The organism is Streptomyces sp. NPDC048338 (genome assembly GCF_043201055.1).
Lineage (GTDB): Bacteria > Actinomycetota > Actinomycetes > Streptomycetales > Streptomycetaceae > Streptomyces.
In genome coordinates this window covers 163,098-189,187 of record NZ_JBICYQ010000016.1, presented here as the reverse complement: position 1 = coordinate 189,187, position 26,090 = coordinate 163,098, and the positions used below count along the sequence as shown (strand labels likewise).

The 26,090-nt window shown below is 74.6% G+C and carries 23 protein-coding genes; 11 read left to right on the top strand and 12 right to left on the bottom strand.

What is annotated here, in order from left to right; all coding sequences use genetic code 11:
* Nucleotides 1-74 precede the first annotated feature (74 nt).
* Both ACGFZF_RS32635 and ACGFZF_RS32630 read right to left on the bottom strand, forming a co-directional pair.
* Entirely contained in the window at nt 75-1,331 is a 1,257-nt protein-coding gene (locus ACGFZF_RS32635) for an acyl-CoA dehydrogenase family protein (protein ID WP_393560103.1), read from the bottom strand.
* A gap of 174 nt (nt 1,332-1,505) precedes the next feature.
* Nucleotides 1,506-1,964, bottom strand: a complete 459-nt coding sequence (locus tag ACGFZF_RS32630) for an RrF2 family transcriptional regulator (protein WP_393560101.1) — start codon at nt 1,962-1,964, stop codon at nt 1,506-1,508.
* A 202-nt stretch (nt 1,965-2,166) separates the two neighbouring features.
* Between ACGFZF_RS32630 and ACGFZF_RS32625 the strand changes: the two genes are divergently transcribed.
* Complete coding sequence (locus ACGFZF_RS32625) at nt 2,167-2,307, top strand: hypothetical protein (RefSeq protein ID WP_393560099.1); 141 nt, start codon at nt 2,167-2,169, stop codon at nt 2,305-2,307.
* Nucleotides 2,308-2,455: 148 nt separating this feature from the next.
* Nucleotides 2,456-3,304 carry a glutathione S-transferase C-terminal domain-containing protein gene (locus ACGFZF_RS32620; protein ID WP_393560097.1) on the top strand — a complete coding sequence of 283 codons (849 nt, stop codon included), beginning with the start codon at nt 2,456-2,458 and terminating at the stop codon, nt 3,302-3,304.
* 63 nt (nt 3,305-3,367) lie between these two features.
* Here ACGFZF_RS32620 and ACGFZF_RS32615 read toward each other — a convergent pair whose 3' ends face one another.
* Nucleotides 3,368-4,405, bottom strand: coding sequence for an NAD-dependent epimerase/dehydratase family protein (locus ACGFZF_RS32615; protein ID WP_393560095.1), 1,038 nt, complete (start codon nt 4,403-4,405; stop codon nt 3,368-3,370).
* 140 nt (nt 4,406-4,545) lie between these two features.
* Here ACGFZF_RS32615 and ACGFZF_RS32610 point away from each other — a divergent pair, with 140 nt between their 5' ends.
* Nucleotides 4,546-4,794, top strand: coding sequence for a DUF5133 domain-containing protein (locus ACGFZF_RS32610; protein WP_393560093.1), 249 nt, complete (start codon nt 4,546-4,548; stop codon nt 4,792-4,794).
* 88 nt (nt 4,795-4,882) lie between these two features.
* Nucleotides 4,883-7,024, top strand: coding sequence for an NAD-dependent DNA ligase LigA (gene ligA / locus ACGFZF_RS32605; RefSeq protein ID WP_393560091.1), 2,142 nt, complete (start codon nt 4,883-4,885; stop codon nt 7,022-7,024).
* Between the two features lie 113 nt (nt 7,025-7,137).
* Here the strand turns inward: ligA and ACGFZF_RS32600 are convergent, their stop codons facing one another.
* Nucleotides 7,138-8,490, bottom strand: a complete 1,353-nt coding sequence (locus ACGFZF_RS32600; protein ID WP_393560089.1) for a D-alanyl-D-alanine carboxypeptidase family protein — start codon at nt 8,488-8,490, stop codon at nt 7,138-7,140.
* A 322-nt stretch (nt 8,491-8,812) separates the two neighbouring features.
* On the opposite strand from ACGFZF_RS32600, the gene ACGFZF_RS32595 reads away from it, so the two are divergent.
* The 4 genes from ACGFZF_RS32595 (at nt 8,813) to ACGFZF_RS32580 (ending at nt 13,378) form a co-directional block, all read left to right on the top strand.
* A complete protein-coding gene (locus tag ACGFZF_RS32595) occupies nt 8,813-10,681 on the top strand; it encodes an NAD-binding protein (protein WP_393560238.1) in 1,869 nt (622 codons plus the stop codon).
* A 192-nt stretch (nt 10,682-10,873) separates the two neighbouring features.
* A complete protein-coding gene (locus ACGFZF_RS32590; protein WP_393560236.1) occupies nt 10,874-11,302 on the top strand; it encodes a MarR family winged helix-turn-helix transcriptional regulator in 429 nt (142 codons plus the stop codon).
* Complete coding sequence (locus ACGFZF_RS32585) at nt 11,299-11,745, top strand: MarR family transcriptional regulator (protein WP_393560087.1); 447 nt, start codon at nt 11,299-11,301, stop codon at nt 11,743-11,745. Before ACGFZF_RS32590 ends, ACGFZF_RS32585 begins: the two co-directional genes overlap by 4 nt.
* Before the next feature lie 382 nt (nt 11,746-12,127).
* On the top strand, nt 12,128-13,378 hold the full coding sequence (locus ACGFZF_RS32580) for a cytochrome P450 (RefSeq protein WP_393560085.1): 1,251 nt from the start codon (nt 12,128-12,130) through the stop codon (nt 13,376-13,378).
* 19 nt (nt 13,379-13,397) lie between these two features.
* Here the strand turns inward: ACGFZF_RS32580 and ACGFZF_RS32575 are convergent, their stop codons facing one another.
* The 6 genes from ACGFZF_RS32575 to ACGFZF_RS32550 form a co-directional block, all read right to left on the bottom strand.
* Nucleotides 13,398-13,643, bottom strand: coding sequence for a hypothetical protein (locus ACGFZF_RS32575; protein WP_147979452.1), 246 nt, complete (start codon nt 13,641-13,643; stop codon nt 13,398-13,400).
* A 41-nt stretch (nt 13,644-13,684) separates the two neighbouring features.
* Nucleotides 13,685-14,182, bottom strand: a complete 498-nt coding sequence (locus tag ACGFZF_RS32570) for an NUDIX domain-containing protein (RefSeq protein WP_393560083.1) — start codon at nt 14,180-14,182, stop codon at nt 13,685-13,687.
* 22 nt (nt 14,183-14,204) lie between these two features.
* A complete protein-coding gene (locus ACGFZF_RS32565) occupies nt 14,205-14,939 on the bottom strand; it encodes a D-Ala-D-Ala carboxypeptidase family metallohydrolase (RefSeq protein ID WP_356605322.1) in 735 nt (244 codons plus the stop codon).
* Between the two features lie 158 nt (nt 14,940-15,097).
* Nucleotides 15,098-16,312, bottom strand: a complete 1,215-nt coding sequence (locus ACGFZF_RS32560; protein WP_393560080.1) for an FAD-dependent oxidoreductase — start codon at nt 16,310-16,312, stop codon at nt 15,098-15,100.
* Nucleotides 16,309-17,700: an FAD-dependent oxidoreductase gene (locus tag ACGFZF_RS32555; RefSeq protein WP_393560233.1), complete on the bottom strand. Its 1,392-nt coding sequence runs from the start codon at nt 17,698-17,700 to the stop codon at nt 16,309-16,311. The genes ACGFZF_RS32560 and ACGFZF_RS32555 overlap by 4 nt, the downstream gene beginning before the upstream one ends.
* A 208-nt stretch (nt 17,701-17,908) precedes the next feature.
* Nucleotides 17,909-19,351, bottom strand: coding sequence for an FGGY family carbohydrate kinase (locus ACGFZF_RS32550; protein ID WP_393560078.1), 1,443 nt, complete (start codon nt 19,349-19,351; stop codon nt 17,909-17,911).
* A gap of 325 nt (nt 19,352-19,676) precedes the next feature.
* On the opposite strand from ACGFZF_RS32550, the gene ACGFZF_RS32545 reads away from it, so the two are divergent.
* On the top strand, nt 19,677-20,651 hold the full coding sequence (locus ACGFZF_RS32545; protein ID WP_393560076.1) for a hypothetical protein: 975 nt from the start codon (nt 19,677-19,679) through the stop codon (nt 20,649-20,651).
* A 70-nt stretch (nt 20,652-20,721) separates the two neighbouring features.
* Nucleotides 20,722-22,251, top strand: a complete 1,530-nt coding sequence (locus tag ACGFZF_RS32540; protein ID WP_356605316.1) for an amino acid permease — start codon at nt 20,722-20,724, stop codon at nt 22,249-22,251.
* Between the two features lie 40 nt (nt 22,252-22,291).
* Here ACGFZF_RS32540 and ACGFZF_RS32535 read toward each other — a convergent pair whose 3' ends face one another.
* Nucleotides 22,292-23,044 (bottom strand): GntR family transcriptional regulator, encoded by a 753-nt coding sequence (locus ACGFZF_RS32535; protein ID WP_393560074.1) that lies wholly within the window; start codon nt 23,042-23,044, stop codon nt 22,292-22,294.
* Between the two features lie 171 nt (nt 23,045-23,215).
* Here ACGFZF_RS32535 and ACGFZF_RS32530 point away from each other — a divergent pair, with 171 nt between their 5' ends.
* Nucleotides 23,216-24,553, top strand: coding sequence for a DUF2252 domain-containing protein (locus ACGFZF_RS32530; RefSeq protein ID WP_393560071.1), 1,338 nt, complete (start codon nt 23,216-23,218; stop codon nt 24,551-24,553).
* 116 nt (nt 24,554-24,669) lie between these two features.
* Here the strand turns inward: ACGFZF_RS32530 and ACGFZF_RS32525 are convergent, their stop codons facing one another.
* Entirely contained in the window at nt 24,670-26,070 is a 1,401-nt protein-coding gene (locus tag ACGFZF_RS32525; protein ID WP_393560069.1) for an FAD-dependent oxidoreductase, read from the bottom strand.
* Nucleotides 26,071-26,090: the final 20 nt, after the last annotated feature.

Below are 26,090 nucleotides of genomic sequence, written 5' to 3'. Positions count from 1 at the left end.
GACGTCCTGACATGCCGGTCCGCCCGTCCCGAACGGCCGCCGTGCGGCGTCTCGTCGAGGGTGCGTCCCGTCGGTCAGGCCAGCAGGGTGAGCCGCGCGTGGGTTCCGTTGAGGTAGTGGTCGCCGATGGCCCGCAGCCGGCCTGCCGAGGACGTGGGGGCCGTCAGGGCGCGCGCGTTCCGCCAGAAGCGGTCGAAGCCCGGTCCCGTCGGCGCCGTGTCGGCGGCCTCCGTGCCGGCGACCAGTTCCAGGATCCGGGTGGTGATCCGTACGGCGGACCTGCTGGTCACCGCCTCCGCCGCGGCGATCAGCACGGCGATGTCGGCGCGCTCGTCCACGCCGAGCGCGTGCTCCGCGGGGAGCCCGCGCGCCAGCGCGTCCGTGGCCCGCTCGACGACCGCGGCGGCCGCGTGGGCCTCCGTGGCCAACTCCCCGTAGGCCAGCAGGAGGTAGGGATCGTCGCCGCCGGTGACCGGGTAGTCGACTCCGTCGGGGGCGGGGTGGGCGTGCGGCACGGCGGCCTGCGCGGCCCGGCTGACGTCCCGGGCCTCGGCCAGCGCGCCCTCGGCGATGCCGAGCCCGACGTGGACCAGGACCAGTCGCAGGGCGAGCGGGGCCAGGGTGGCGAAGGGGGAGGCGGCGTGTTCGTCGCGGGGGAGCGAGCCGAGGAGGTCGTGGGGCGCGACCGGGACGCGGTCGAACGTGACGGTGCCGGCTCCCGCGAGACGCTGCCCGACGCGATCGGTGCCCGCGTCGGTGAAGACGGCGGGGTGGGCCGGGTCGACGAGGGCGACCAGTAAGTCACCGGTCTCGGTGCACCGCGCCCCGACCACCAGCCGGTCCGCCACGGCGACCCCGGAGGCGAAGGCGCGCCGGCCGTCGAGCACATGGCCGCCGTCGACCGGTGTGAGGGTGAGGCCGGTCCCGCCGGCGCCGACGGGCTGGTCGACGCCTCCGGCCAGCAGCCACCGTTCCCCGGCCGCGCGGTCCTCCACGGCCTGCGGTCCGGCGGCGGCGCCGAAGAAGCGGGCGCTCCAGGACAGGGCGTAGTGATGGGCGAGGAGCTCACCGACGGAGCTGTCGGCGGCCGAGATCTCCCGGATCACCGCGCACGCGGCACGCCAGTCGGCCCCCCGCCCGTCCGGGCCGGGCGGGGTGAGCAGGGCGGGCAGCCCGGCCTCCTGCAGCCGGGCGAGCTCGTCGAACGGAGCTTTGCCGGCCCGGTCTCTGGACAGCGCGTCCACCGCGAGGTCGTCGGCGAGTTCCCGGGTGATGCGGCGCCAGATCTCGTCGTCCGCAGGCCGGTCGGCCCGTCCGGAGGTGGGGCGCATCGCTGGTTTCTTCGGCGTTCTCACGTCACCTCGCATGATCCCTAGTATTCCCACTGGAATAGTAGGGATAGTCGCAGAGGGAGGGCGGGGCGCCCAAGAGGCGTTCACATCATGGACAGTGACGTCTCGGCAGCCGAGATGTCCTCATGGGGGAGTGCCGCCGGGTCACCGGCGTCAGGGATTGGTCCAGGCCTCCGGGTCCTCCGCCAGGGCGGAGATCTCCGGCGGCAGCTTCGCCGCGGCCACGTCCGCCAGGGACACGCCGTCGAGCACCTGGCGCACGCCGGCGCGCAGGGCGATCCACAGCGGCAGCAGCGACTCGGCCGCCCCGGTGTACGAAAGCTCCGGCGGGCGGACTCCGCGCACGGACACGAGCGGGCCGTCCACGCAGCGGATCACGTCCGCCACGGAGATCGACTCGGCCGGTTTGGCGAGCCAGTATCCGCCGTTGCCCCCGCGCTGGCTCAGCACCAGACCGCCCCGGCGCATGTCGCCGAGGATCCCTTCGAGGAACTTGTGCGAGATGCCCTGGCCCTCGGCGATCGCCTCGGCCTTCAACGGCGCCGCGTCCTGGGCGGCGGCGAGCTGAAGGGCGGCACGCACCGCGTAGTCGGCCCTGGCTGAGATGCGCATGCCTGCATTATTCCGCACCGTCGTGACCGGATTCGTACGCTCACGGGTCGAAACGCGGGCCGGCGGCGACCGAGGCCCACCGGCCCGGGCCGCGCGAGCCCCGCCGAGGCCGTCCCTCGGTGCGTCCGCCCTCTTGACGCCGGACGCGGGCGATCCCACACTCGGGACGGGAAACCGAGCGAACAGGTAGGGAATGGGAACCATGGTGCGCACGGAAGTGGTGGACAGGTCGCGTACCGTCCCGCTGCCGCGCTCGCTGCCCCTGACCTCCCGCCGCCACATCGATCTGCTGCGGGTGTGCAGCGCGGCGAGTCGCGCGCACCGCGCCGGCGCCGCCCGGTAGGTCCCCTCCGGGACCCGGACGTCCCGCCTGACCGCCCCGCTCCGTCGGGCCCCCGCTCTCCTCCGTCCCGCAACTCCGCTGCCTCCGGGCGCGCGCCGAGCCGCCGCGCGCCGTCGCGCCCCGGCACCGAGCACCTCCAGGGAGAAGCATGTCCGTCACCCCTTCCATCGTGGCGCCCCCCTTCCGGGGCCGGATCGGCTGCGACGTCCGCAGCGGCCACTACGCCGTCCCGCACCGCTATCGCCTCCATCTGACGCCGTCCTCGCCCGGCTGTCTGGGCATCGCCGTCACCCACAGCCTCCTCGGACTCGACGAGACCGTCCCCCTGACCCTCCTGCCCGCCGCCCCCGACACCGCCGACGGCGGCTACACCGCCCTGCGGCCGCTCTACGAGGCCAGCGCGCACCAGTACGCGGGACCCGCCGCCGCCCCCGTCCTGGGCGACGACTGGACCGGCAGGATCGTCAGCACGCACGTGCCCGACATCCTGCGCGACCTCGCCCTGCGGTTCCGCGGCGACGGCCCCGACCTGGTGCCCGAGGGGCGCGAGGCCGAGATCGAGGCGATCGGCGACCTCTGCGCCCGCCGCGTCAACCGGGCGGCCCAGCACGCCGGCGAACTGGGGCTCGACGAGCAGTCCGCCCACCGCGACCCGCTCACCGTGCTCTTCGCGGCGCTCGGCTCGCTGGAGCGCAGACTCGCCCGCCACCCCTACGTGCTCGGATCCGCGCCGACCGCCGCCGACGTCCAGGTGTGGGTGACGCTCGTCCAGCTCGACACGGTCCACCGCTGGCACCTCGACGCCGCCGCCATGGACCGGGTCGCGGACCATCCGGCGCTCTGGTCGTATGCCCAACGCCTCGCCGGACATGACGAGTTCGGCCGTCACCTCGACATCGACGCACTCGCCGTCGGGCACCGCGCCCACTGCCGCGGCCGGGAGGCGGCGGGCGGCGCGATCCGCATCGTCGACTGGCCCTCCCACCGCCTGGACTGAACACCCGCGGCCCGCGGGCACGTCCGGCAGTCCCGGTCCGTCCCGCCGGGCCGGACCAGGGACCTAGCCGATCCGGCGCCCCGCGAGCGGCGCGGTGGCGTCGCCGGCGCCCGCGCGGACGCCCCGCAGGAAGGCGTCGAGCGCCTCCAACGAGCTGGTGGACGGCTCCCATTCGAGTTCCCGGCGTGCCCGCTCGGTGGACAGCAGGGGGAGGTGGAGCAGCGCGTCGAAGAGGCCGGGGGAGGCGGGGGCCATGCGCATGCGCCAGGCCGCGGCGAGCGCCCCGCGCACGGCACGGCCGGGGACCTTCACCGCCCGGGAGTCGAAGAGCCCGGCCAGCGCCCGGCCGTCGATCACCGGATCGGCGGCCAGGTTGAAGGGGCCACGGACATCGCGCAGCAGCGCCCGCAGACAGGCGTCGGCGGCGTCGTCGGTGTGCAGCACCTGGAAGCGCAGACCCGCGAACTCCGGGACCAGGGGCAGCAGTTCCGGTCGCAGCAGCGCGCCCGGGAAGAACCGGCCCGCGAAGATCCGGCGCTGCTCGCTCGCCGACTCCGCCTTGAAGAGGAACCCGGGTCGCATGCGCACCACCCGGATCTGCGGATGGTCGCGTTCGAAGGTGTCCAGGACCCGTTCCAGGTACGCCTTCTCGCGGGTGTACGCGGCGCCCGGCCAGCCATGGGTCGGCCAGGACTCCGACACGCCCGCCCCGGTCTTCGGGCCGGGGGAGTACGCCCCCACGGACGAGGCGTGCACGAGCACCGGCACCCGCGCGTGCGCGACCGATTCGAACAGCCGCAGTGATCCGAGCACGTTGGTCCGCCAGGTCGCCACGGGGTCGTGGGTGGGCCCGAAGGCCCACGCCAGGTGGACGACCGCGTCGGCGTCCTCGACGTACTGCGTGAGCCGGGGCCCGTCGCGCTCCATCGACAGGTCCACCTCAGCCCACTCGGTCTTCGAGAGGATGAGCCCCGGCCGGCGCCGGGCGAGACCCAGCACGGAGGCGATCCGCGGCTCCCGCTCCAGTGCCCGGACCAGGCTCGTGCCGAGGTTGCCCGTCGCGCCGGTGACGACCACCCTCAGTCGCTCGCTGGGGTTCATGTCTCGACCTTCCGCCATCCGGTACGGGCGCGCACCTCGGCCTCGCCGGCCCGTCACGGAACGTGTCCGTGCGACTCGCGAAGGTGCGCGAGTGCCCCGAACATGTAGCGAGAGAGGGGAGGGGGGCGTGCCAGGAGGACATGATGTTGCTGCCCGACAGAAACGCGATCGACCGGCTGCTGCGGCACTACCGGAACCAGGAGAGGGTGGTCCTGGCCCGGCCGTGCGACCTGTCGATCCGACGGCGCCTCGAGGACACCGCGTACACGCTGTGCGTCCTCATGGGCGAGCGCGACGCCCGGGAGGCGGTCCACGCGGCCGAGCGCTACGTCGGGCAGGGCGGCGGCCCCGTGGCCCGGCCCGCGCTGGAGAGCCTGCCGGGCGCCTGACCCGCGAGCGAGCCGGTCCCGCGGGGCGGGAGGCGCCCGCCCGCGGTGGCGGGAGCCCGTTGTCAGTGGTCACCGGCAGGATGGACCCATGACAACGACTTCGGGTCTTGCCGATGCCGCCGCGTACGCGCAGGCGGTCGAGGACGCCAAGCAGGCTGCCGCCGCCTACTACGCGGGCGGCACGTCCCCGCTCGACGACGACGCCTACGACCGCCTCGGGCGGGCGATCGCGGCGTGGGAGGCCGACCACCCCGACCAGGTGCGGGCCGACTCCCCGACCGGCAAGGTCGCCGGCGGCGCCGCCACCGGCGACGTGCCGCACACCCGGCCGATGCTCTCCCTGGACAACGTCTTCTCCGCCGAGCAGTTCACGAGCTGGACCGCCTCCCTGGAGCGACGGATAGGCCGGGCCGTCGAGCGCTGGAGCGTGGAACCGAAGCTCGACGGACTGGCCGTCGCCGCCCGCTACGAGCACGGGCGGCTCGCCCGGCTCGTCACCCGGGGCGACGGCACCGCCGGCGAGGACGTGTCGCACGCCATCGGCACCATCGTCGGCCTGCCCGAGCGGCTCGCCGAGGAGGTCACGCTGGAGGTCCGCGGCGAAGTCCTCATGACCACCGAGCAGTTCGAGGCGGCCAACCCGGTCAGGGTCGCGCACGGGGCCGAGCCCTTCGCCAACCCGCGCAACGCCGCGGCCGGCACGCTGCGGGCCAAGGACCGCGCGTACCGCGTCGAGATGACGTTCTTCGCCTACGACATGCTGCCGCTGCGCGAGCCCACGGGCACCGGCACCCCGGGCGGCCCGGGTACCGAGGACGCGGCGGGCGCGCCGGACGCGGGCGGCGACCCGGTGGCGGTGCTCGACGACCGGGCGCACAGCGAACTCCTCGCCTACGCGGCGGTCCTCGGACTCCACACGTCCGCCGCCACCGCCGTCCCCGGCCGCGTGGTCACCGGCGCCGAGGACGTGCTGGCCCGGGTGGCGGAGATCGCCGCGCTCCGCGCGGAACTCCCCTTCGGCATCGACGGCATCGTGATCAAGGCGGACCTCGCCGCCGACCGCCGTGAGGCCGGCTCCGGCTCCCGCGCGCCGCGCTGGGCCATCGCCTACAAGCTGCCCGCCGTGGAGAAGGTCACCCGGCTGCTCGGCGTCGAGTGGAACGTCGGACGCACCGGCATCATCGCGCCCCGCGCGGTCCTGGAACCGGTCGAGATCGACGGCAGCACCGTCACCTACGCCACGCTCCACAACCCGTCGGACATCACCCGGCGCGACCTGCGGCTGGGCGACCACGTCATGGTCTACAAGGCCGGCGACATCATCCCGCGCGTCGAGGCGCCCGTCGCCCACCTGCGGACGGGCGAGGAGAAGCCGATCGGCTTCCCCGAGGCGTGCCCGCAGTGCGGCTCCGAGATCGACCGCAGCGAGCAGCGGTGGCGGTGCGTGCGTGGCCGTGACTGCCATCTCGTCGCCTCCCTCTCGTACGCGGTCGGGCGCGACCAGCTCGACATCGAGGGGCTCGGTGCGAGCCGGATCGTCCAGCTCGTGGACGCCGGCCTCGTCGGCGACGTGGCCGACCTCTTCACGCTCACGCGGGAGCAGCTGCTGGGCCTCGACCGGATGGGCGAGACGAGCACCGACAACCTCCTGGCCGCGCTCACCGTCGCCCGGAGCCGGCCGCTCAGCCGGGTCCTGTGCGCGCTCGGCGTCCGTGGCACCGGCCGCTCGATGTCCCGCCGCATCGCCCGCCACTTCGCCACGATGGACCACATCCGGGCGGCCGACGCGGCGGCGATGCAGCAGGTCGAGGGGATCGGGGCGGAGAAGGCGCCGGTCATCGTGGCCGAGCTCGCCGAACTGGCCCCGGTCGTGGACAAGCTGGTCGCCGCCGGGGTGAACATGACCGAACCGGGGGCGACCCCGCCGCCCCCGCCCGGCACCGAGGCCGAGACCCCGGCCGAGGACACCGCGGCGGGCCCGCTGGCCGGCCTCTCGGTCGTCGTCACCGGCGCCATGACCGGCCCCCTCGAAGCCCTGAGCCGCAACCAGATGAACGAGCTCATCGAACGCGCCGGAGGCAAGTCCTCCTCCAGCGTCTCCAAGCGCACCGGCCTGGTCGTCGCGGGCGAGAAGGCCGGCTCGAAGCGGACCAAGGCCGAGGAGCTGGGCATACGGCTGGTGGATCCGGAGGAGTTCGCCGTGCTCCTCGGCGACTTCCTGCCGGCCTGACGGGAGGCGCGGCGACCGGCTGCTCCCGACCGGCCGTCCCGGTGGTGCCGTGCCCCTGTCGCGGGGACGGCACCACCGGGACGTCGCCGCTCTTCCTTCGGCGTCCACCCGGTTCACACCTCGGCGCCGCCGTCCTCACGCCGGGTCGTCCGCCTGCGCCAGATCCAGAGCGTCAGCGCCGCACCGAGCGCCGAACCCACCAGGGCGAGCGGCAGCCCCGACCACAGTCCCGCCGGAGCGGTCCCGGAATGCGCGACCTCGTGCGCCGCGCCCTGTCCCGGGCCGGAGAGGGCGGCCGCCCGGGCCGGAGGTGCGGACGCCTGCCCCGACGGCGACGGCGACGCTCCGGCCGCCGCCGCGGGCGTCGCCTTGCGCGCGCCGCGCTCCGGACCGGCCTGCGGAGCGGTGCTCCCCTGTGTCTTGCTCTTCACCGCCTCCCGCGCCCCCTTGGCCTGCACCTTCGCCGGTGACTCGGCCCGTGCCTGCGGGGGCTGCAGCGAGCCCACGGGCCGTACGTGGCCCGCCGCCTCGAATCCCCAGTCGAGCAGCGTCCGCGCCTCCTCGTAGACGGCGCGACCGCCGCCCCACTGGGGATTCATGACCGAGACGACCAGGGTCCGCCCGTCACGGCGGGCGGCGGCGATCAAGGTGTTGCCGGCACCGCTCGTGTAGCCGTTCTTGACCCCGATGAGGCCGGGGTACCGGTCCACGCCGTCCTCGCCGGTCAGCAGCCGGTTCGTGTTGCGGATCCCGTAGGACCACGAGCCGGAGGGGAAGTCGGCGTACCGGGTCGAGCAGTACCGGACGAACGCGGGGTCCCGCAGCCCGGCCCGGCCGAACACCGCGAGGTCGAACGCCGACGAGACCTGACCCGGTGCGTCGTACCCGTCCGGGGACACCACACGGGTGTCGTACGCGCCCAGCGCTTTTGCCTTCTCCTGCATCTGACGGGACATGGACTCCCAGCCGCCGTTCATCGCGGCCAGCACGTGGACGGCGTCGTTGCCCGAGCTGAGGAACACGCCGTTCCACAGGTCGGAGACCTTGTACGAGTATCCGGACTGGACGCCGACGAGGCTGCTGCCCGCGCCGATGCCCTCCAGCTCCCAGTCCTCCACGGTGTGCCGCTGCTCGTGGTCGAAGTGAGGGAGCGCGGTGACGGCGAAGAGCGTCTTCAGGGTGCTCGCCGGCGGGAGCCGCCGATGCGCGTTGCGCGCCGCCAGCACCTCACCCGAATCGGCGTCGGCCACCACCCAGGAGAGGGCGGAGAGGCTCGGCACGTCGGGTGCCCCGGCCAGCGGTTGCGCCTGGGTGCCGGAGCGGTAGAGGCGGGCGGGATCGACCTGGCGTTCCGCGGGAGGCGCGGGTTCGGTGACGGACGAGGCCGAGGCCGCCGGTACGGGCAGCGCGAGCAGCAGCGCCACGGTGCCGACGACGGCGTGACGGACAGCAGACTTGACGATCATTCAGCCACCGTAGGAAGCGCTCGGGCAGCCCGCAGATCGAAGTGCGCCGACCGGCGTACAGGCGTCGGCCCACTTGGGGGACGGTGCCTCCGGACGGCCGACGCGGTGCGGCGGGACAGCCGTGCCCGGACCGTTCCGACCGGGCGGCGGAACTGTCGGCACGGCAAGGCATGCTGGTGACGTGTCCTCACTCCCGCACCAGAGCAGGCCCGTTCAGCCCCAGCCCGACGCGCGACCGGCCGTCGCGGCACCGCAGGGCGCGCCGTCCGGCGCGCCGGTGGCCCGTCCCGACCGGCAGTCCCACGCCGTCCCGGCAGGCCACATGATCGTCTGCGGCGACGACGTCCTCGCGCACCGGCTGGCCCGCGAGCTCCAGGATGTGTACGGGGAGCGCGTCACCCTGCTCGTACCGGCGCCGCGGGAGCCCGCGCCGCGACCGTCCGTCCGGCCCGGACCGGGCGCGGGGCTCGCCCAGGCGCTGTTCGGCCGGGTCACCGCCGCCGTGGCCCGCACCGCGGCCGCGGATCCGCGGGGCACGACCGCGGACCGCGCCCTCCGGGTGGTCGAGACGGCCGAGGTGGACGACACCGCACTGCTGGACGCGGGGGTGGAACGGGCGGCGGCACTCGCCCTGGTCCACGAGGACGACGAGACCAACATCCGCGACGCGCTCGCCGCACGCCGGCTCAACCCCCGCCTGCGGCTGGTCATCCGGCTCTACAACCGCCGGCTCGGCCAGCATCTGGAGACCCTGCTCGACCAGGCCGCAGCCGTCGCCGAGCCCGGCCTCGACCCCGGGCTGCTCGACGCCTCGACCACCGTCCTGTCCGACGCCGACACCGCGGCCCCCGCCCTCGCGGCCACCGCGATCGCCGGCACCAGCAAGGTCGTCCAGGCGGGCGGCCTGCTCCTGCACGCCGTGGAGCGGACCCCGGCCGCCGGCGGGGAGCGCGCCGACCCCGGGCTGTGCACGCTCGCCCTGCTCTCGGCGACCGCCAACGATCCGGCCGGCCTCGAGGGCTCGGAGCACAGTGGCGACCAGGGCCCGCAGCTGCTGCCCGACGAAGGGGCCGTGGCCGCGGCACCCGGCCGGGGCACCGTCGCCCTGGAGGCGATCAGCTACGCCGGGCCGACGTTGCGGTCCAAGCGGTTCGGCACCTCGGTGCTGCCCGTCGCCTCCCTCTTCTCCCGCCGGTTGCGCTGGTCCCTCGCCGGCGTGGCCGCCGCCGTCGCCGCGATCGCCCTCGCCTCCTCGATCGCCACCGGCGACCATCCGCTGCACGCCGCCTATCTGACGCTCCTGGACATCTTCGCCATCGGTGATCCTGCCGTCGGCGAGCCGACGAGCCGGCAGGTGCTGCAGATCCTGGCCGGATTCGTCGGCCTGCTCCTGCTGCCCGTCCTGATCGCGGCCCTGCTCGAAGGACTCGGCACCTTCCGCTCGGCGACCTCGTTGCGCCGGCCCCCGCGCACCCTGTCCGGACACGTGGTGCTGCTGGGGCTCGGCAAGGTCGGCACGCGCGTCCTGGCGCGCCTGCGCCGGCTGAACATCCCCGTCGTCTGCGTGGAGTCGGACCCGGAAGCACGCGGAGTGGCGCTGGCCCGCCGGCTGCGGGTGCCCACGGTCATCGGGGACGTCACGGAGGAGGGCGTCCTGGAAGCGGCCCGCATCCACCGCGCCCACGCCCTGCTCGCCCTGACCAGCATCGACATCACCAACCTGGAGGCGGCGCTGTCCGCCCGGTCCCTCAAGGCCGACCTGAGGGTCGCGCTGCGGCTCTACGACGACGACTTCGCCACCGCCGTCTACCGCACGCTCCGCACGGCCCACCCCGACGCCCTGACCCGCAGCCGCAGCGTCTCGCACCTGGCCGCGCCCGCCTTCGCCGGGGCCATGATGGGCCGCCGGATCCTGGGCGCCATCCCGGTGGAGCGCCGGGTGCTGCTCTTCGCGGCCGTCGAGGTGGCCGGCAATCCGCTCCTGGACGAGCGCAAGGTGTCCGAGGCGTTCCACCCGGGATCCTGGCGGGTCATCGCCCTCACGGCGGGCTCCGTCCCGCCGGACCGCCCCCGCGCCGGCTTCGTCTGGCAGCTGGACCCGGACCGGGTGCTGCGCCCGGGGGAGCACGTCGTGGTCGCCGCCACCCGCCGCGGCCTGGCCGAACTCCTGGGCCGGCGCCCGCGGCCCTAGGGCGCCGGCCCAGGAGTCGCGCCGTCGGGGGCTTCGGACGCGGAGCCCGTCCTCGGCGCCGCGCGCCCCGTCCGGGGTGGCCCGGCCTTCCCTGCAAAATACTAGCCATGTACATAGTAGCCATGTACGGTATCTCTCGTGAGTTCAGTGAATGAGCGCGCCACCGCGGGGTTCCTCGTCTGGCGGCTGTCGATGAAGTGGCGTGTGGCGGTCGACCGGGCGATCGGGCCGTTGGGCCTGACCCACGCCCAGTACGTGGTGTTGGCGTCGCTGTACGGCATGGCTCGCTCCGGGCTGCGGCCGAGCCAGCGGCGGCTCGCCGACCACACGGGGCTCGAACCGCTCTACGTCTCCAAGCTCGCCCGCGCCCTGGAGACCGCCGGCCTCGTCGCCCGTACCCGGGACCCGGACGACCCGCGCGCCATGCAGCTGTCGCTCACGGAGCAGGGACGCGAGGTCACCGGCCGCGCGATCACGGTGGTCCAGGGTCTCCTGGACCAGCTGCTGGAACCGCTCGGGGGACAGGACGGCCCGCGCGCACGGCAGTTCACCCGTGACATCGCGACCCTGCTCGACGCACCACTCGATCCGTACACGGAACACGAAGAGGAGCAGCCATGACCACCACCGCACCCGCCGTCGACGCCCGCGTCGTCGCCCTGGCGCACCACGCCGCGCGTGCCCTCCTGGAGGACGTGCTGGCACGGCACGGCGCCACCTTCCACCAGAACGTCACACTCCGCGCCGTCGCGGTCGCGGGCGAGTCCGTCGGCCGCGACGAGCTCGTCGGCGAGGTCACCGGCTCGCTGAAGATCGACGAGTCGGTCGTCCTCGGTGTGATCGAGGAGCTGACCGCCGCGGAACTCCTGGAAGCGGACCCCGCGGACGGGTCCGGCCTGCGGCTCACGGCCGCCGGTCGGGAGCGGTACGAGAGCGCAGCCGCCGCGAGCGCCGAGATCTCCGCCCGGTTGTACGCCGGCATTCCGGCCGAGGATCTGGAAGTGGCGGGCCGCGTGCTGACGCTGGTCACGGAGCGGGCGAACGCCGCGCTGGCCGACGTCTGAGGCCCTCCCGCCGGGCTCGGGCGGCCGACGGGGCCGGCCCGGCGCGTTCCGCCGGGTCCCACGGGTGCGGTACGGGCCCGGCAGGGCCTCTCCGGGACCTGCCGGGGCCGCCGCCCGGCGGACCGACGTGCCCAACCGGGTTCGCCGGACGGCCGGTTGACCGTAGGATCTGACCGCTCACGTGCCTGGGGGGTGTCTTGTCGATCTTGCCGGGCTCGCCGTGTCCTGAGGCTCCGTCTCCGGCGTCGTCGTCGGTCGGCATGGCTCCGCCATGCCTCTCTCCTCCGCCGTGGATCCGAAGCCCCAGGACGCCGCTCACTGATCCGGCCTGATCGACAAGACGCCCCCCAGTCCGGCCCGCTTCAGCAGTCAGGAGTGCCCGTTGAACGCCACGCCCCACCGCCTCGACCCGGCCGGCGGCTGCCCGCACGCGGCCAACGCCCGGCTGCTCGCGCAGGGAGCGGTGACCCCGGTGGTGCTGCCCGGCGAGGTCGAGGGCATGGCCGTCCTCGGGCACGACGCGCTGCGGGACTTCCTCTCCCATCCCGAAGTCGCCAAGGGGGCGCACCACTTCACCGCTCTCACCGAGGGGCGCATCCCGGACGGCTGGCCCCTGCGCACCTTCGCCACCGTCCAGGGGATGACCACCGCCGACGACGCCGACCACCGCCGGCTGCGCTCCCTGGTCAGCCGGGCCTTCACGGCCCGGCGCGTGGAGGAGCTCCGTCCGCGCATCGAGTCCGTCACCGCCTCCCTCCTCGACGGCCTCGCCGAGGCGGCCCGGGACGGAGGCGGCGTCGCCGACCTGCGCCGGCACTACGCCCTGCCGCTGCCGCTCGGCGTCATCTGTGAACTCCTCGGCGTCGACGCCGCCCACCAGGACCGCCTGCACCACCTGAGCAGCCAGGTCGTCGCCACCGACATCGGACCCGAGCAGGCCATGGCCGCCAACCGCGAACTGGCCGAGGTCCTCGCCGCCATCGCCGCCGACCGGGCCCGGAACCCCGGCGACGACCTGACCAGCGCGCTCATCGCCGCCCGGGACGACGGCGGCGACCGGCTCAGCCAGGCCGAGCTGATCGGCACGCTCGTCCTGATGATCATCGCCGGGCACGAGACGACGCTCAACCTCATCACGAACGCCGTACGCGCCCTGTGCGCCCACCGCGAGCAGCTCGCCCATCTCGCGGAAGGGCGCGCCGACTGGGCGGCGGTGGTGGAGGAGACCCTGCGCTGGGACAGCCCGGTCAGCTACTTCCCGTTCCGCTACCCCACCCGCGACCTCACCGTCGACGGCACCCTCATCCCCCGGGGCACCCCGGTCCTGGCCGGGTACTCGGCCGCGGGCCGGGACGCGAAGGCGCACGGCCCGGACGCCGACCGCTTCGACATCACGCGGGTCCCCGCGGCCAAGCACCTGTCCCTCGGCCACGGACCGCACTACTGCCTGGGCGCGCCGCTCGCCCGCATGGAGGCCACCATCGCCCTGGAGGCGCTCTTCACCCGCTTCCCTGACCTCGACCTCGCCGTCCCCGAGGAGGAGCTGACCCGCCACGCGAGCTTCGTGGGCAACAGCGTCCGCGCGCTCCCGGTCACCTGGGGCCAGGACCTGTCTCCGAAGCAGCGCCGGTAGGGCTCGCGGCGCCGGCCCCTCACCCCGCCCTGCCGCGCTCCTCGGCGGGGGACGCGCGCAGGGCCGAGACGAGGTGCAGGAGATGGGCCTCGTTGCCGTCGAGGCCGGCGGCGCGCAGGGCCGCGTCCGCCTCGGCCATGGGGTTCGTCAGCATGGCCCCGGCGTACGGGGCGAGGCGCGGATCGGTCAGGACCGCCTGCGTGGACTCCAGCAGACGAAGGTACGCCTGGGCAGCGGCGCGCTCACGGGCGGTGATCGTGGTCATGTCGGGCTCCCTCTCGACAGATTGGCGCCTTCCACCCTCTCCTACGGGTCTGACAACGGAGGCTCGCCCCGCCCGGTCAGGTGCGTGACCAGGCGTTCGAGGAAGACCTGCTGACCGGCCACCAGGAGCGGAGCCGCCCGCTCCGGGGAGAACCAGCCGACGCGGTCGATCTCGGGGAACTCCCGGCGGACGCCGGAGCCGCGCGGCCACTCCATGGTGAAGGTCCCCGGCACGATCCGGGCCGGGTCGAGATCGGCCTCGACGGCCCAGACCGTGACGGTCTTTCCGTTCGCCTGCCGCGTCTCGCCGAGCGCGATCCGCTCGCCCGCGGGCGCCGGCAGTCCGAGCTCCTCCTCGAACTCGCGGCGGGCGGCGGCCTCGGGGGTCTCCTCGGGGCCGTACTCGCCCTTCGGGACGGACCAGGCGGCGGTGTCCCTCGACGCCCAGAACGGTCCGCCCATGTGGCCGATGAGCACCTCGATGCCGCCGCCCGCCGCCTCGCGGAAGAGAAGGAGCCCGGCGCTGCGCTTGTCCTGCATGCGGTCAGTCTGGCCGACCGGTTCAGATCCCGCAGCTGCTCGCCGACCAGAAGCGGGAGGACCGGGTGTCGACGTGGGCGTGGTCGCCGTGGCCCGGGTAGCCGGGGCCCAGGATCCCGTTGAAGCCGTGGTTGCGGGCCTGCTTGGCCAGCGTGCACAGGGAGGGCGAGCCGGTCAGGTCGATGCCGTCGCCGTACAGGTGCCGGCTGTCCGAGGCGCCGCCGACCGCCGAGTTGCAGGCGTACGAGCGGAAGCCGCTGCTCACCGAGATCGGCACGTCCCCGAGCGCGTGGCGCAGCGCCTCCAGCTTCCACATCGCGCGCAGGGCGTTGGACTTCGCGGTGGCCGCGCCGACGGCGCCGCCCGAGAAGTCGCCGTTGCACTTGTTCAGCTCGGCGTAGGTGAAGTGCAGGGGTGTGCAGTCGGCGTCCTGCAGCGCGTACAGCTTGGCGAAGGTCGCGGGTCCCGCGACACCGTCGGCGGCGAGGCCGTACGCCTGCTGGAAGCGGGTCACCGCGGCCTTGGTGGCCGGGCCGTAGGCGCCGTCGACGCCCAGGACGGCGCCGTAGCCGGGGTAGCCCGCCACCCTGATCTGCAGCTGCGTGACGTCCGCCCCGGACATGCCGGAGGAGAGCGTGCGGCCCCAGGTGTAGCACTCGTCGGCATGGGCGGTACCCGATGTGGCGACCGTGCCCGCGAGGGCGGTGACCACCAGCAGGACCAGGCCGAGCAGGGATCTGACCGTGCGCCGGACCATGACACCTCCGTGGGGAAGAAGGGATGGGAGAGATTTCTGTCATGAGCATGAGGCGTGGAGCGAGGGGTGGTCAACGGGTCCGGACACATGCCACAGGACCAGGCCACTGACGGGCCCGCGCCGTTCCCGAGCCGGCAGGGGCGGGGACTCCGGGCGGCTCAGTCCTCGGCCCGGATCACCAGCGGCCCGCCCGCCGGATCGACCGCACGCGACCACGCGGTCCCCAGTCGCACCGACCGCGACGGCCCGGCCGTGCCCTGAACGGGACGGCGGTCCAGTACGCGCCCGTCCTGGGTCACCGTCACCACCGGCCGGAGCAGCGGCCGCGCCGCCCGGACGAAGAGCGGGCGGCCGTGGCCCGCGCCCGTGATCCGGTTCGGCGACGCCCAGCGCAGCGGCCCCTCGACCACCACCGGCACCCCCGGGTCCTCGGCGGCCCGCCCGGCGAGCAGGTCCAGCACGGCGTCGGCAGCGGCCCGCCCCTCGGCCGCGGCCCAGGCCGCGGGTTCCACGCCCCGCAGCACGTTGCCGACGGCGAAGACGCCCGCGGACGCCGTACGGAACGCGCCGTCCACGGCCGGCCCCCGGGTCCCCGGGTCCAGCGGCACCCCACCGGAGCGGGCCAGTTCATGCTCCGGGATCCAGTCGGCGGTGAAGACGACGGTGTCGCAGCGGATCACGCCCCGCAGCCCGTCACGGCGCAGCACCCCCACACCCGTGAGCCGCCCGCGGCCCAGCAGTTCGGTCACGGTCGCGCCGGCGACCAGCGGCGGCGGCGTGACGGCGCCGAACCGGCCCGGTCCCCCGGGCAGTTCGGTCACGAGCGCGACCACGTCGAGCCCGGCCCGGCGCAGGGCCCCCACCGCGTGAGCGGCCACCGGCTCCCCGCCGACCACGACCGCACGGCGGCCGAGCCGTTCGCCGCGCAGCCCGAACAGGGCGACGGACTGCTGGAGTTCGCCGGTCGTCAGCACACCGGCCGGCCGCGACCCCGGCACCAGCCGTGCGCTGCGCGGCCGTTCCCGGGCGCCGGTCGCCAGGACCACCGCCCGCGCCGTGACCCGCTCCAGGCCGGTGGGAGCGGTGACGTCCAGCGTCAGCGGCCCGGACCAGCCGGTGGCCGTGACACCGGTACGGATCGTGGCGCCTGCCCGCAGTGCCGTACGGACCGCGCGCCGCGCGTAGCCCGGCCCGTCGAGCGGGCCGAAGCCGCCGTGCGCGCAGTGCCGCGGCGCGCCGCCGGCACGCTGCTCCCGCTCCAGCACCTCCACCCGCCCTGCCCCCGCGGCGGCCAGCCGGGCGGCGGCGGCCAGCCCGGCGGGACCGGCCCCCACGACGAGGACGTCCACGCCGCGCTCCAGGTCCCCGGTCACGGCCGCCCCGCCTCCTCCAGCATCGAGCGGAGCGTCGCACCGCAGTGGAATCCCTGGCACCGCCCGCCCCGCGCCCGGGTGCGACGGCGCAGGCCGTCCAGGGAGGCGGGAGGGATCGTCGAGGCGAACGCGTCCCGGACCTCCCCGCGGGTGACCCGCTCGCAGTGACACACGACGCTGCCGTACGCGCCGTCCCCGGCGATCAGCTCGGCGTCCCGGTACGGCCGGGGGAACGCCTCGCCCAGGTTCGGCATACGGATCGGGGTGCGCGGGCGCGGCTCGCCGGTCCTCAGTCCGGCGTCGCGGAGCAGCCCCACCACGTGCGCCGCGATCGCGAGCGAGGCCGTGAGCCCCGTGGACCGGATGCCGCCCACCGTGACGTAGCGCAGGCCCGGGCGGGCCGACACCCGGTAGTCGTCCACTTCGGTCGCGGCCCGCAGCCCGGCGTAGACGGCCGTGACCTCCTCGTCCAGGAGCGCGGGCAGGATCCGGCGGCCCTGCGCGCGCAGCGCCGCCAGCCCTTCGGCGGTCGACCCGGTGGCCGTCCTGTCGTCCAGGTCCTCCGCGGTCGGACCGAGCATGACGTTCCCGTACACCGTCGGGGCGACCAGCACCCCTTTGCCGAGCGCGCCGGGGACGGGCAGCAGGATGTGCCGGACCAGCCCGCGCGCGAACTTGTCGAAGACGATCAGCTGTCCGCGGCGCGGCGTCACCCGGAAGTCGTGCCGGCCGAACAGTGCGTCGAACGTGTCGGCGTGCAGCCCGCAGGCGTTGACCACGAACCGGGCGCCCAGCGTGCCGCGAGGAGTGTGCAGCCGGTGCGGGCGGCCCGGGTCGGCGTTCCGCACGGGGCAGTTCAGATGGAGGTCGACTCCGGAGCGGACCGCCTGGGTGGCGTACGCGAGCGTCGTGGTCCACGGGCAGACGATCGACTCGCCGGGGACCTCCAGCGCGCCCAGAGCGCCGGGCCCCAGGTGGGGTTCCCGTGCACGCAGCTCGTCGGGTCCCAGCAGCCGGGTGGCGCGGTACGCGTTGGCCGCGGCCTTGTCCGCGAGGCGCGGGAGCGCGGCCAGCTGCTCCTGGTCCCAGGCGACGAGGAGCGCGCCGACCGGCTCGACCGGGATGCCGGTCTCCGCCGCGTACGCGGCGAGCCGGCGCCGCCCCTCGCGGACGAGCCCGGACTCCAGTGAGCCGGGGACGGCGTCGAAACCGGTGTGCAGGATCGCGGTGTTGGCCTTCGACGTGCCGTCGCCGACGTCTCCGGACGCCTCGACGAGGGCGACACGCAGGGAGTGACCTGCGAGCTCCCGGGCCACGGCGCAGCCGACGACGCCGGCGCCGACGACCACGACGTCGTACTCCGCGCCGGGCGAGCCGGAGTCGGGCAGCGCACCCCCGCGGGTGACGAGCCCCTCCCCGGTGGCCCGGTCCGTGCTCCCGCGCCCCGCTGCCGCGCGCCTCACGCACCCACCCCCGGGGCGCCCTGTGACGCCGGCCCGCGCCCTTCCGTCCGTGTCCCGGCGCCGCTGTGTCCGTCCACGCCCACGCACCGTTCGCCGTCCGGGCGGCGGTCGGTGTCCCGGGACCGCTCCGCCGTCACTCCGCCGGACCCGCGTCGAGGAGGGCCGCCACGGAGTCGCGGAACCTCGCCCGGCGCTCGCCCGCCTCCGCCGCCGTGATCCGCGGCTCGTAGACGGCCGACGGCTTCCAGTCCGGTACGGCCTCGTGGACCGCGAGGCCGGGATCGAGACCGAGCCGGGCGACCGCGGCGGCGCCCAGCGCCGTCGCGTCGGGCAGGGCCGAGACCTCGACGGGCAGCCGGAGGAGGTCCGCCTGTGTCTGCATCAGCAGCGCGGACCTGGTCAGGCCGCCGTCCACCCGTAGCGCGGTGAGGGGCGCGCCGAGGTCGGACGCCGCCGCGTCGGCCAGTTCGGCCACCTGGGCGGCGATGCCCTCGCACAGGGCGCGGACCAGATGGGCGCCGGTCGTGTCCAGGCCGAGTCCGGTGAGCGACCCGCGGACGTCGCCGCGCCACCACGGCGCGGCGAGCCCCGCCAGCGCCGGCACGAACGTGACGCCGCCCGTGTCCGGCACCGAGCCGCCGACGCCGTCGAGCTCCTCGGCCCCGGAGATCACCCCGAGGTCGGTGAGCCAGCGCACGGCGGAGGCCGCGGTGTACACCTGGCCGTCGAGGCAGTAGCTGGTCCGGCCCGCGAGCCGCCAGGCGACGCAGCTGACCAGGCCGGAGTCCCCGCGGCGGGGGCGCTGGCCGGTCTGGGCCAGCAGGAACGCGCCGGTGCCGTACGTGCACTTGGCGGCGCCCGGTTCGGTGACGCTCTGCGCGAGCAGCGCGGCCTGCTGGTCCACCAGCAGCCCGGTGAGGGGCAGGGGCGGGCCGAACGCGGTCGTGGTGCCCACGCGGGTGTCCGCGTCGACGACCCGGGGCAGCCGTTCGCCGCCGAGACCGTAGACGTCGAGGGCGTCGGCGGACCACGACACGGTGTCCAGGTCGAGCAGTCCGGTACGGCCCGCGGTCGCGGCGTCCGTGACGAAACCCCCCGTGAGCTGGTGGACGAGCCAGGCGTCGCTGGTGGTGACCACGCCCGCGCCGGTGCGGTGGCGGCGGATCCAGGCCATCTTCGGGGCGGCGAAGTACGGATCCAGCGGCAGCCCGGTCCACTGCCGCAACGAATCCCCGTGCACGGCCAGTTCCGCGCACAGCTCGGCGGCGCGGCGGTCCTGCCAGACGAGGGCGTCGGTGAGGGGTTCGCCGGTCGCCGGATCCCAGGCCAGCACCGTCTCACCCTGGTTCGCCAGGCCCACGGCCACGACCGGGGTGCCCGCCTCGGCGAGCGCGGCGCGACCGGCGGCGATCACGGAGTCGAGCAGTTCGCGCGGATCGACCTCGACGAGGCCGCCGGGCAGGTAGCGGGGCCGTACCGGGGCCGAGCCGCTTCCGATGACACCCCGCTCGGGGCAGACGACGAGCGCCTTGGTCCCCGAAGTGCCCTGGTCCACGGCGAGTACCGGGCCCGTCATCCTCGTGCTCCCGTCCTCGGAGGCGGGCCGCCGTGATCCTGGGACGCCGCCTGCCGTGATCATCGAAGCGGAAATCCTGGTGCAGCCGGCCCCACCCGTCAAGCCGCCGACGGCGTTCATGTCAGCTGCGTTGCGCAGCTGACTGAAAGTCAAATTCGGTCCGTGGCTGGATAGTTACGATCAGATATGAAACTGGACCTCGATCGTCCAGAGCCCTCTATAGTGATCGCCGATCAACGGCCGGGACGCCCCACCGGGGGGACTGACCACCCCCTCCACCCCACCGAGGACACCCCATGTCGCCCACCGCACGCTCCGCGCCCTGATGGCCGGGCACGGCTTCCGGCCGGTCTACCATCCGGCGGGCCACGACCACGCCCTGCGCAACGCCGTCCAGGACCTGCGGACCGGCCGCTGGGTGGCCATGGCCCGATTACTCGAGGAGACGGACGGCTGGGCCGGCTGGACCCAGCGCACCCAGGTGCTCGCCGCGGTCGCCGCCGGCACCGACGTCGTCCAGGCCTGGCGCGCCGAGGAGCCGGACAGCGTGGCCGCCACCGTCATGCACACCCGGGTCGTGGTGGAGCGGGCCGTGCGCGCGCACCGGGCCGGTCACGCCCGGACCCGCGAGCTGTGGCAGGAGGCGTGGACGGCCTGTCGCCACGCCACGTCGGCGGCCCCGGACGACCCGGTGCCCTGGATCTGCCTGCTCGCCCTTGCGGCCCTCGACGACCGGCAGCGAATGGAGGAGCACCGGCTGCGCCCCCCGGCGCCGATGCTCCCGCCAGGCCCCTGGGGACTCCTCGCCGAGGCCGAGAAGCGCGACCCGCACAACCGCGAGGCGTACCACCGGATGCTCCAGTTCCTCTACGCCCGGCGCTCCGGACCGCTCGCCGAGGCCGTGAACTACGTCCAGTGGGCCGCCGCTTCGGCCCCGCCGGGCTCCGCCCTGCACGCCCTCCCGCTCTATGTCCGGGTCGAGCGCTACCGGCGCGAGCGCGGTCACGAGCGCGCCCTCGACCTGCACTGGGTGGCCGAGGACGCCGTGCGCGACGCGCAGCGCGCGCTCGACACCTGGTTCCTCTTCTGCGCCACCGACGAGGCCTCGCTCCTCGACCTCAACCACCTGGCCCACGCCCTCTTCGGCGCCCTGCGCTTCGCCGACGCGGCCCGCGTCTTCGAGGCGCTCGGCCCGTACTACACGGTGCTGCCGTGGGCCTACCGGACGGCCCGCCCCGACGACCGGGTGCTGGCCGAGGAGGTCTTCCTGCGGGCCCGCGCCCGCTGCCTCGACGGCTGACACCCGGCCTCGTCGCGCCGCTCCCCGGTTCCGAACACCCCGCCCGACCCCTTCCCCGGAGGTAATTGGCATGTCCCGCACAGTCCCCGTCGACACGGCACCGGGGCCCCCCACGGCCCAGGACGAGGAGGCCAGACTCAGGGAGCTCGGCTACCAGCCCGTCCTCGCCCGCCGCATGGGCGGCTTCGGCAACTTCGCCATCAGCTTCTCCGTCATCTCCATCCTCTCCGGCTGCATGACGCTCTACGGCTTCGGCCTGGGCACCGGCGGCCCCGCCGTCATGTTGTGGGGCTGGGCGGGTGTCGGCCTGTTCGTGCTCTGCGTCGGCATGGCGCTGGCGGAGGTCACCAGCGCGTACCCCACCTCCGGCGCGCTCTACTACATGGCCGACCGGCTGGGCGGTCGCCGCTGGGGCTGGTACACCGGCTGGCTCAACCTGCTCGGCCTGCTCGGCGCGATCGCGGGCATCGACTACGGCGCCGCGCTCTTCACCGGAGCCTTCCTCAACCTCCAGTGGGGCATCGTGCCCACGCCCGGCGGCACCTTCGTGATCTTCCTCGTGATCCTGCTGCTGCACGCCGTGCTCAACCTCTTCGGCGTCCGGCTGGTGAGCCTCCTCAACTCGGTCAGCGTCTGGTGGCACCTCGGCGGCGTCGCGCTCATCGTCGGCGCCCTCGCCATCGTCCCGGACCACCACCAGTCGACGGAGTTCGTCTTCACCGAGTTCGTGAACGACACGGGCTGGGCCAACCCGCTCTACGTCGCCGCGATCGGGCTCCTGCTCGCGCAGTACACCTTCTCCGGCTACGACGCCTCCGCCCACCTGTCCGAGGAGACCTCCAACGCCTCGGTCAGCGCGGCCAAGGGCATCGTCCGGGCCATCTGGGTCTCCTGGATAGCCGGATTCGCGCTGCTCGCCGGGCTGACCTTCGCGATCCAGGACTACGTGGGCACCCAGAACAGCGCCACCGGCGTCCCGCCCGCACAGATCCTGCTCGACGCGCTCGGCAGCGGCGGTGCCACCGCCCTGCTGCTCGTGGTGATCGTGGCCCAGCTGTTCTGCGGCAACGCCGAGGTGGCCGCCGCCAGCCGGATGGTGTTCGCCTTCAGCCGCGACAACGCCCTTCCCGGGTCGGCCCTCTGGCGCAAGGTCAGCAGCCGCACGCAGACCCCGGTGCCGGCCGTGTGGCTCTCGGTCGCCGTCGCCGCCCTGCTCGCGGTGCCCTCGCTGTACTCCGCCACCGCCTACGGAGCCGTGACGGCCATCAACGTCATCGGCATCACCCCCGCCTACGCCATTCCGATCTACCTGCGGCTGCGGGCGGGCAAGCGGTTCACTCCGGGCCCGTGGAGCCTGGGCCGGTGGAGCCGGCCGATCGGCTGGACCGCCGTGATCTGGGTGGCTCTCGTCACCGTCCTCTTCTGCCTGCCGCAGAAGTCCCCGGTGACCATCGACTCGATGAACTACGCGGCCATCGCGCTCGCCGTGGTGCTCGTCCTCGCCACCCTGTGGTGGTACGTCGCCCGCCGCTCGTACGGCACGCCGTCGGCGTACGGCAGCGCGCGCGAGGAGGCCGAGATCGCCGAGGGGATCGTCTGACACCCCGCGAACGGCCCCGTCCGGGACCGGAGTCCACGGCTCAGGCCGAGAACTCGTAGGTCCAGGGCGCGGCATGGGCCGCGAAGTCGATGTCCGTGATCTCCAGCGCGTGCCCGTGCTGGTCGCTCACCACCCGGTGGACGACCAGCCGGGCGTCGTCCGCGCCGACGCCGGTGGCGGGCCCGTGCGGCACGGCGATCGACTCGCGCCGGGTCAGCCGCAGTCCCGCCTGGTGCATCCAGTGGTAGAGCAGCCTCAGGTCGGGCTGCTGCGCGGAGCCGGTGACCCGCCGGTACCGGCCGAGCTGCGGGATCTCCGCGAGGGCCGGCCGGGAGAACCACGAGACGGAGCGCTGCAACGGCGTTCCGCCCGGACTGAGCACCACATGCCGGTGGACGAGGGTGGGTTCGCCCGGCACCAGCGTCAGCCGGCCCGCGAGCGCGGTGGGCGGCACCTCCCACCCCAGCGCCGCGCGGACCAGCGCCTCGGCCGCCTCCGTGCCGCCGGGGAAGTGCTGCCGACGCACCGTCAGAGCGGGCGCGGGAGCCGCGTGTCCGGCACCGGCCGCGAAGGTGCCCCGCCGGTCCGTGACCACGAGGCCCTCCTCGCGCAGCAGCTGGAGCGCGCTGCGCACCGTCTGCCGGTTCACGTGGTAACGGTGGGCCAGGGACCGTTCGGACGGCAGCCGGCTGCCGGGGGAGATGTGCCGGTCGGCGAGGTCGTCCCGCAGGGCGCCGGCGACCCGGAGGTAGAGCGGAACCGTCGCCATCTGTTCGGGATCGGGCTCGGCCATGATCAGACCCTCTCTACTTGCTCAGCGTGACCGCATGGGCCGCTTCGGTGATCAATTCCTATCATTGGTCTAAACCACTTTGGAAGGGGGGCCGGTGAGAGTGGCCGAAACGAGCGACTGAGCTTCTAATGAAGCCACTGGTGATGGCGGCGAACGAGGCGGTGATGCCGGATGACCACACCGTCGGAGCGGGCCGAGACCGGCCGGGCGGCCCGCAAGCGGGTGCCGCGCTCCTCGCACGGCCGCTGGATACCCTCCTCGCAGCGGCCCGACCCGCTGACCGTCCTGGAGCGGCAGTCCGTCGACCGGCTGGCCGAGCTCGTACCGATCCGGTACGGCAGGATGGCCGTCTCGCCCTTCGCGTTCCTGCGCGGCGCCGCCGCCGTGATGGCCGCGGACCTCGCCGCCCAGCCCCACACCGGCCTCACCGTGCAGCTGTGCGGAGACGCCCACCTGCTCAACTTCGGCGTCTACGCCTCACCCGAACGGGCGCTCCTCTTCGACGTCAACGACTTCGACGAAACCCTGCCCGGACCCTTCGAATGGGACGTGAAGCGGCTCGCCGCCAGCGTCGTCGCCGCCGCCCTCCAGAACGGCAACACCAAGGCCAAGGCCCACCTCGCCGCCCTGGCCGCCGCCACCTCGTACCGCACCGCCATGAGACGGCTGGCCGGACTGGGCGAGCTCGCCGTCTGGTACGAGCGGATCGACGCCGACGAGCTGGCCCCCCTCGTGCGGGGCGGGCGCGCCCGCGTCGAGGGCCGCCTCGCCCGCGCCCGCCGCCGCACGAGCCTCCAGGCCCTCGCCAAGCTCACCGAGACGGACGAGTCCGGCGCCCGCCGGATCGTCGACGACCCGCCGCTCCTCGAACGGGCCGGGGACCTCGACCGGGTCGGCCTCGGCAAGATCTTCAGCGACTACCGCAGCTCGCTGTCCGAGGAGCGCCGTCTGCTGCTCGACCGGTTCCGCTTCGTCGACGCCGCCCGCAAGGTCGTCGGCGTCGGCAGCGTCGGCACCCGCTGCTTCATCCTGCTCCTCCAGGGCCGGGACGACGGCGACCCGCTGATGCTCCAGATCAAGGAGGCCGGCCGCTCGGTCCTGGAGCCGTACCTGCCGCCGAGCGTCCACGCCCACCAGGGCCATCGCGTCGTCGCGGGACAGCGGCTCACCCAGGCCGCCAGCGACATCTTCCTGGGCTGGATGACCGGACCCGAACAACGCCACTTCTACTGGCGCCAGTTGCGCGACATGAAGGGCTCGGCCGAGGTCGAGACGATGTCCCCGTCCATGCTGCGCGCCTACGCCCGCCTCTGCGGCGTCGCACTGGCCCGCGCCCACGCCCGCTCGGGCGACCGCATCGCCATCGCGGGCTACCTCGGCTCCTCGGACGTCTTCGACCGGGCGATCGCCGACTTCGCGATCCGCTACGCCGGCCAGAACGCCGACGACTACGCGCAGTTGAGCGCCGCGATCGCGGCCGGGGTGATCGCCGCCGCGCCGGGAGTGTGACCCGCGGGCCGGGCACCGCCACCGCGCGCCGCAAGGTGGACGAGGGACCGACCCGCCGGGCCCGGAGGGCCTCCGGAGGCGCACCGAAGCACGCTTCCGACGGCCCCCGTCCGGCTTCACCGCCCCGCGGCCGCCTCGCGCCGCAGCGGCGGCTCCGCGGGCGTCTCCCGGACCGGCCCGAAGAGCACCGCCCGTGCCACCGCCGGGGCGAACAACGCCGACATCGGCGCCGTCAGGGTGAGGACCGACCGGAACGCGGCGCCGACCAGCGGATCGCCGGCGTACCGCTCCTGGAGGCGCCGCAGGTACCACCCGACGGGCCGGTCCACCACCCGTGAGCCCGTCGCGTTGCCCGTGGCCCCCGGCATCTTCTTGTCGGCGCCCGCCGAGATGTCCCACGCCTGCCGCGAGGCGTCCAGCAGGGCCTTCTGCACCGCCCGAGTGGTCGGCGTACGGCGCGTGTCGCCCAGCGCGCGGCGCAGCGCCACGGCGCCCAGCGCGGCCACCGACATGCCCTGCCCGTAGATCGGGTTGAAGGCGCACAGCGCGTCGCCGGTCGCGAGGAACCCGGCCGGCCGGCGACCGGGCAGGTCGTAGCGGCGCCGGATGTTGGCGGTCCTGCGGAAACCGAAGACGGCGGACTCCGGCTCGGCCTTCGCCAGCCACTCGCCGACCAGCGGATGCGGGAGCCGCTTCGCGAACTCCTCGAAGCCCGCCTCGTCCGAAGGCGGCACGTCGTCGCGCAGCCCGGAGAACGTCACCAGGTGACGGCCCTCGCCGACCGGCACGATCACGGCCCCGTACGTCTGACGGGGGTTGGGCACGATGTTGACGCCGAGCGCGTCCGACGACGCGTCCTCCGCGCCCCGGTAGACCCGGGTCGCGTAGCCGAGACCGGTGTCGATGGTCTCCTCGTGCGGCGGCTCGGCGCCGATCGCGGCGAGCCAGTCGGCGGCGTCGGAGCCCCGGCCCGAGGCGTCCACGACCAGATCGGCCGCCAGCGACCGCGTCTCCCGGTCCGCGCCCGCACCCCGCTCGCGCAGCAGCACCCCGCGCACGCGTGAGGAGTCGCCGACCAGCCCCACGATCTCGGTGCCCTGCACGGTCTCGATGCGGGGATCGGCCAGCACCCGGCGCCGCACCAGCCATTCGAGCTGGGCCCGGGGCCCCGTGAAGAGCGAGGTCGAGGCGGCCGTGCGGCGGAACCACCGGCCGTCCTGCAGCTGCACCATGTCCGCCGGCATCCCGACCACGGGGCTGCCGAGCTCGCCCAGCTCCTTCGTGAATCCCGGAAGCAGTTCGTCCAGGGCCCGCTGTCCGCCTTCCACCAGCACATGGATGTGCCGGCTCTGCGGGACGCCGGGCCGGGCGTCCGGGCCCTCGGGGAAGCGGTCGCGCTCGACGACCGTGACCTTCTCCGCGTGCTCGCTCAGCACCCGCGCGGCCAGCAGGCCCGCGAGACTTCCCCCGATGACCACCGCGTGACGTGTCGCGCGGTGCTCCAAGTCGTCGGCCATGCCCGCCCTTTCCGGTCGTG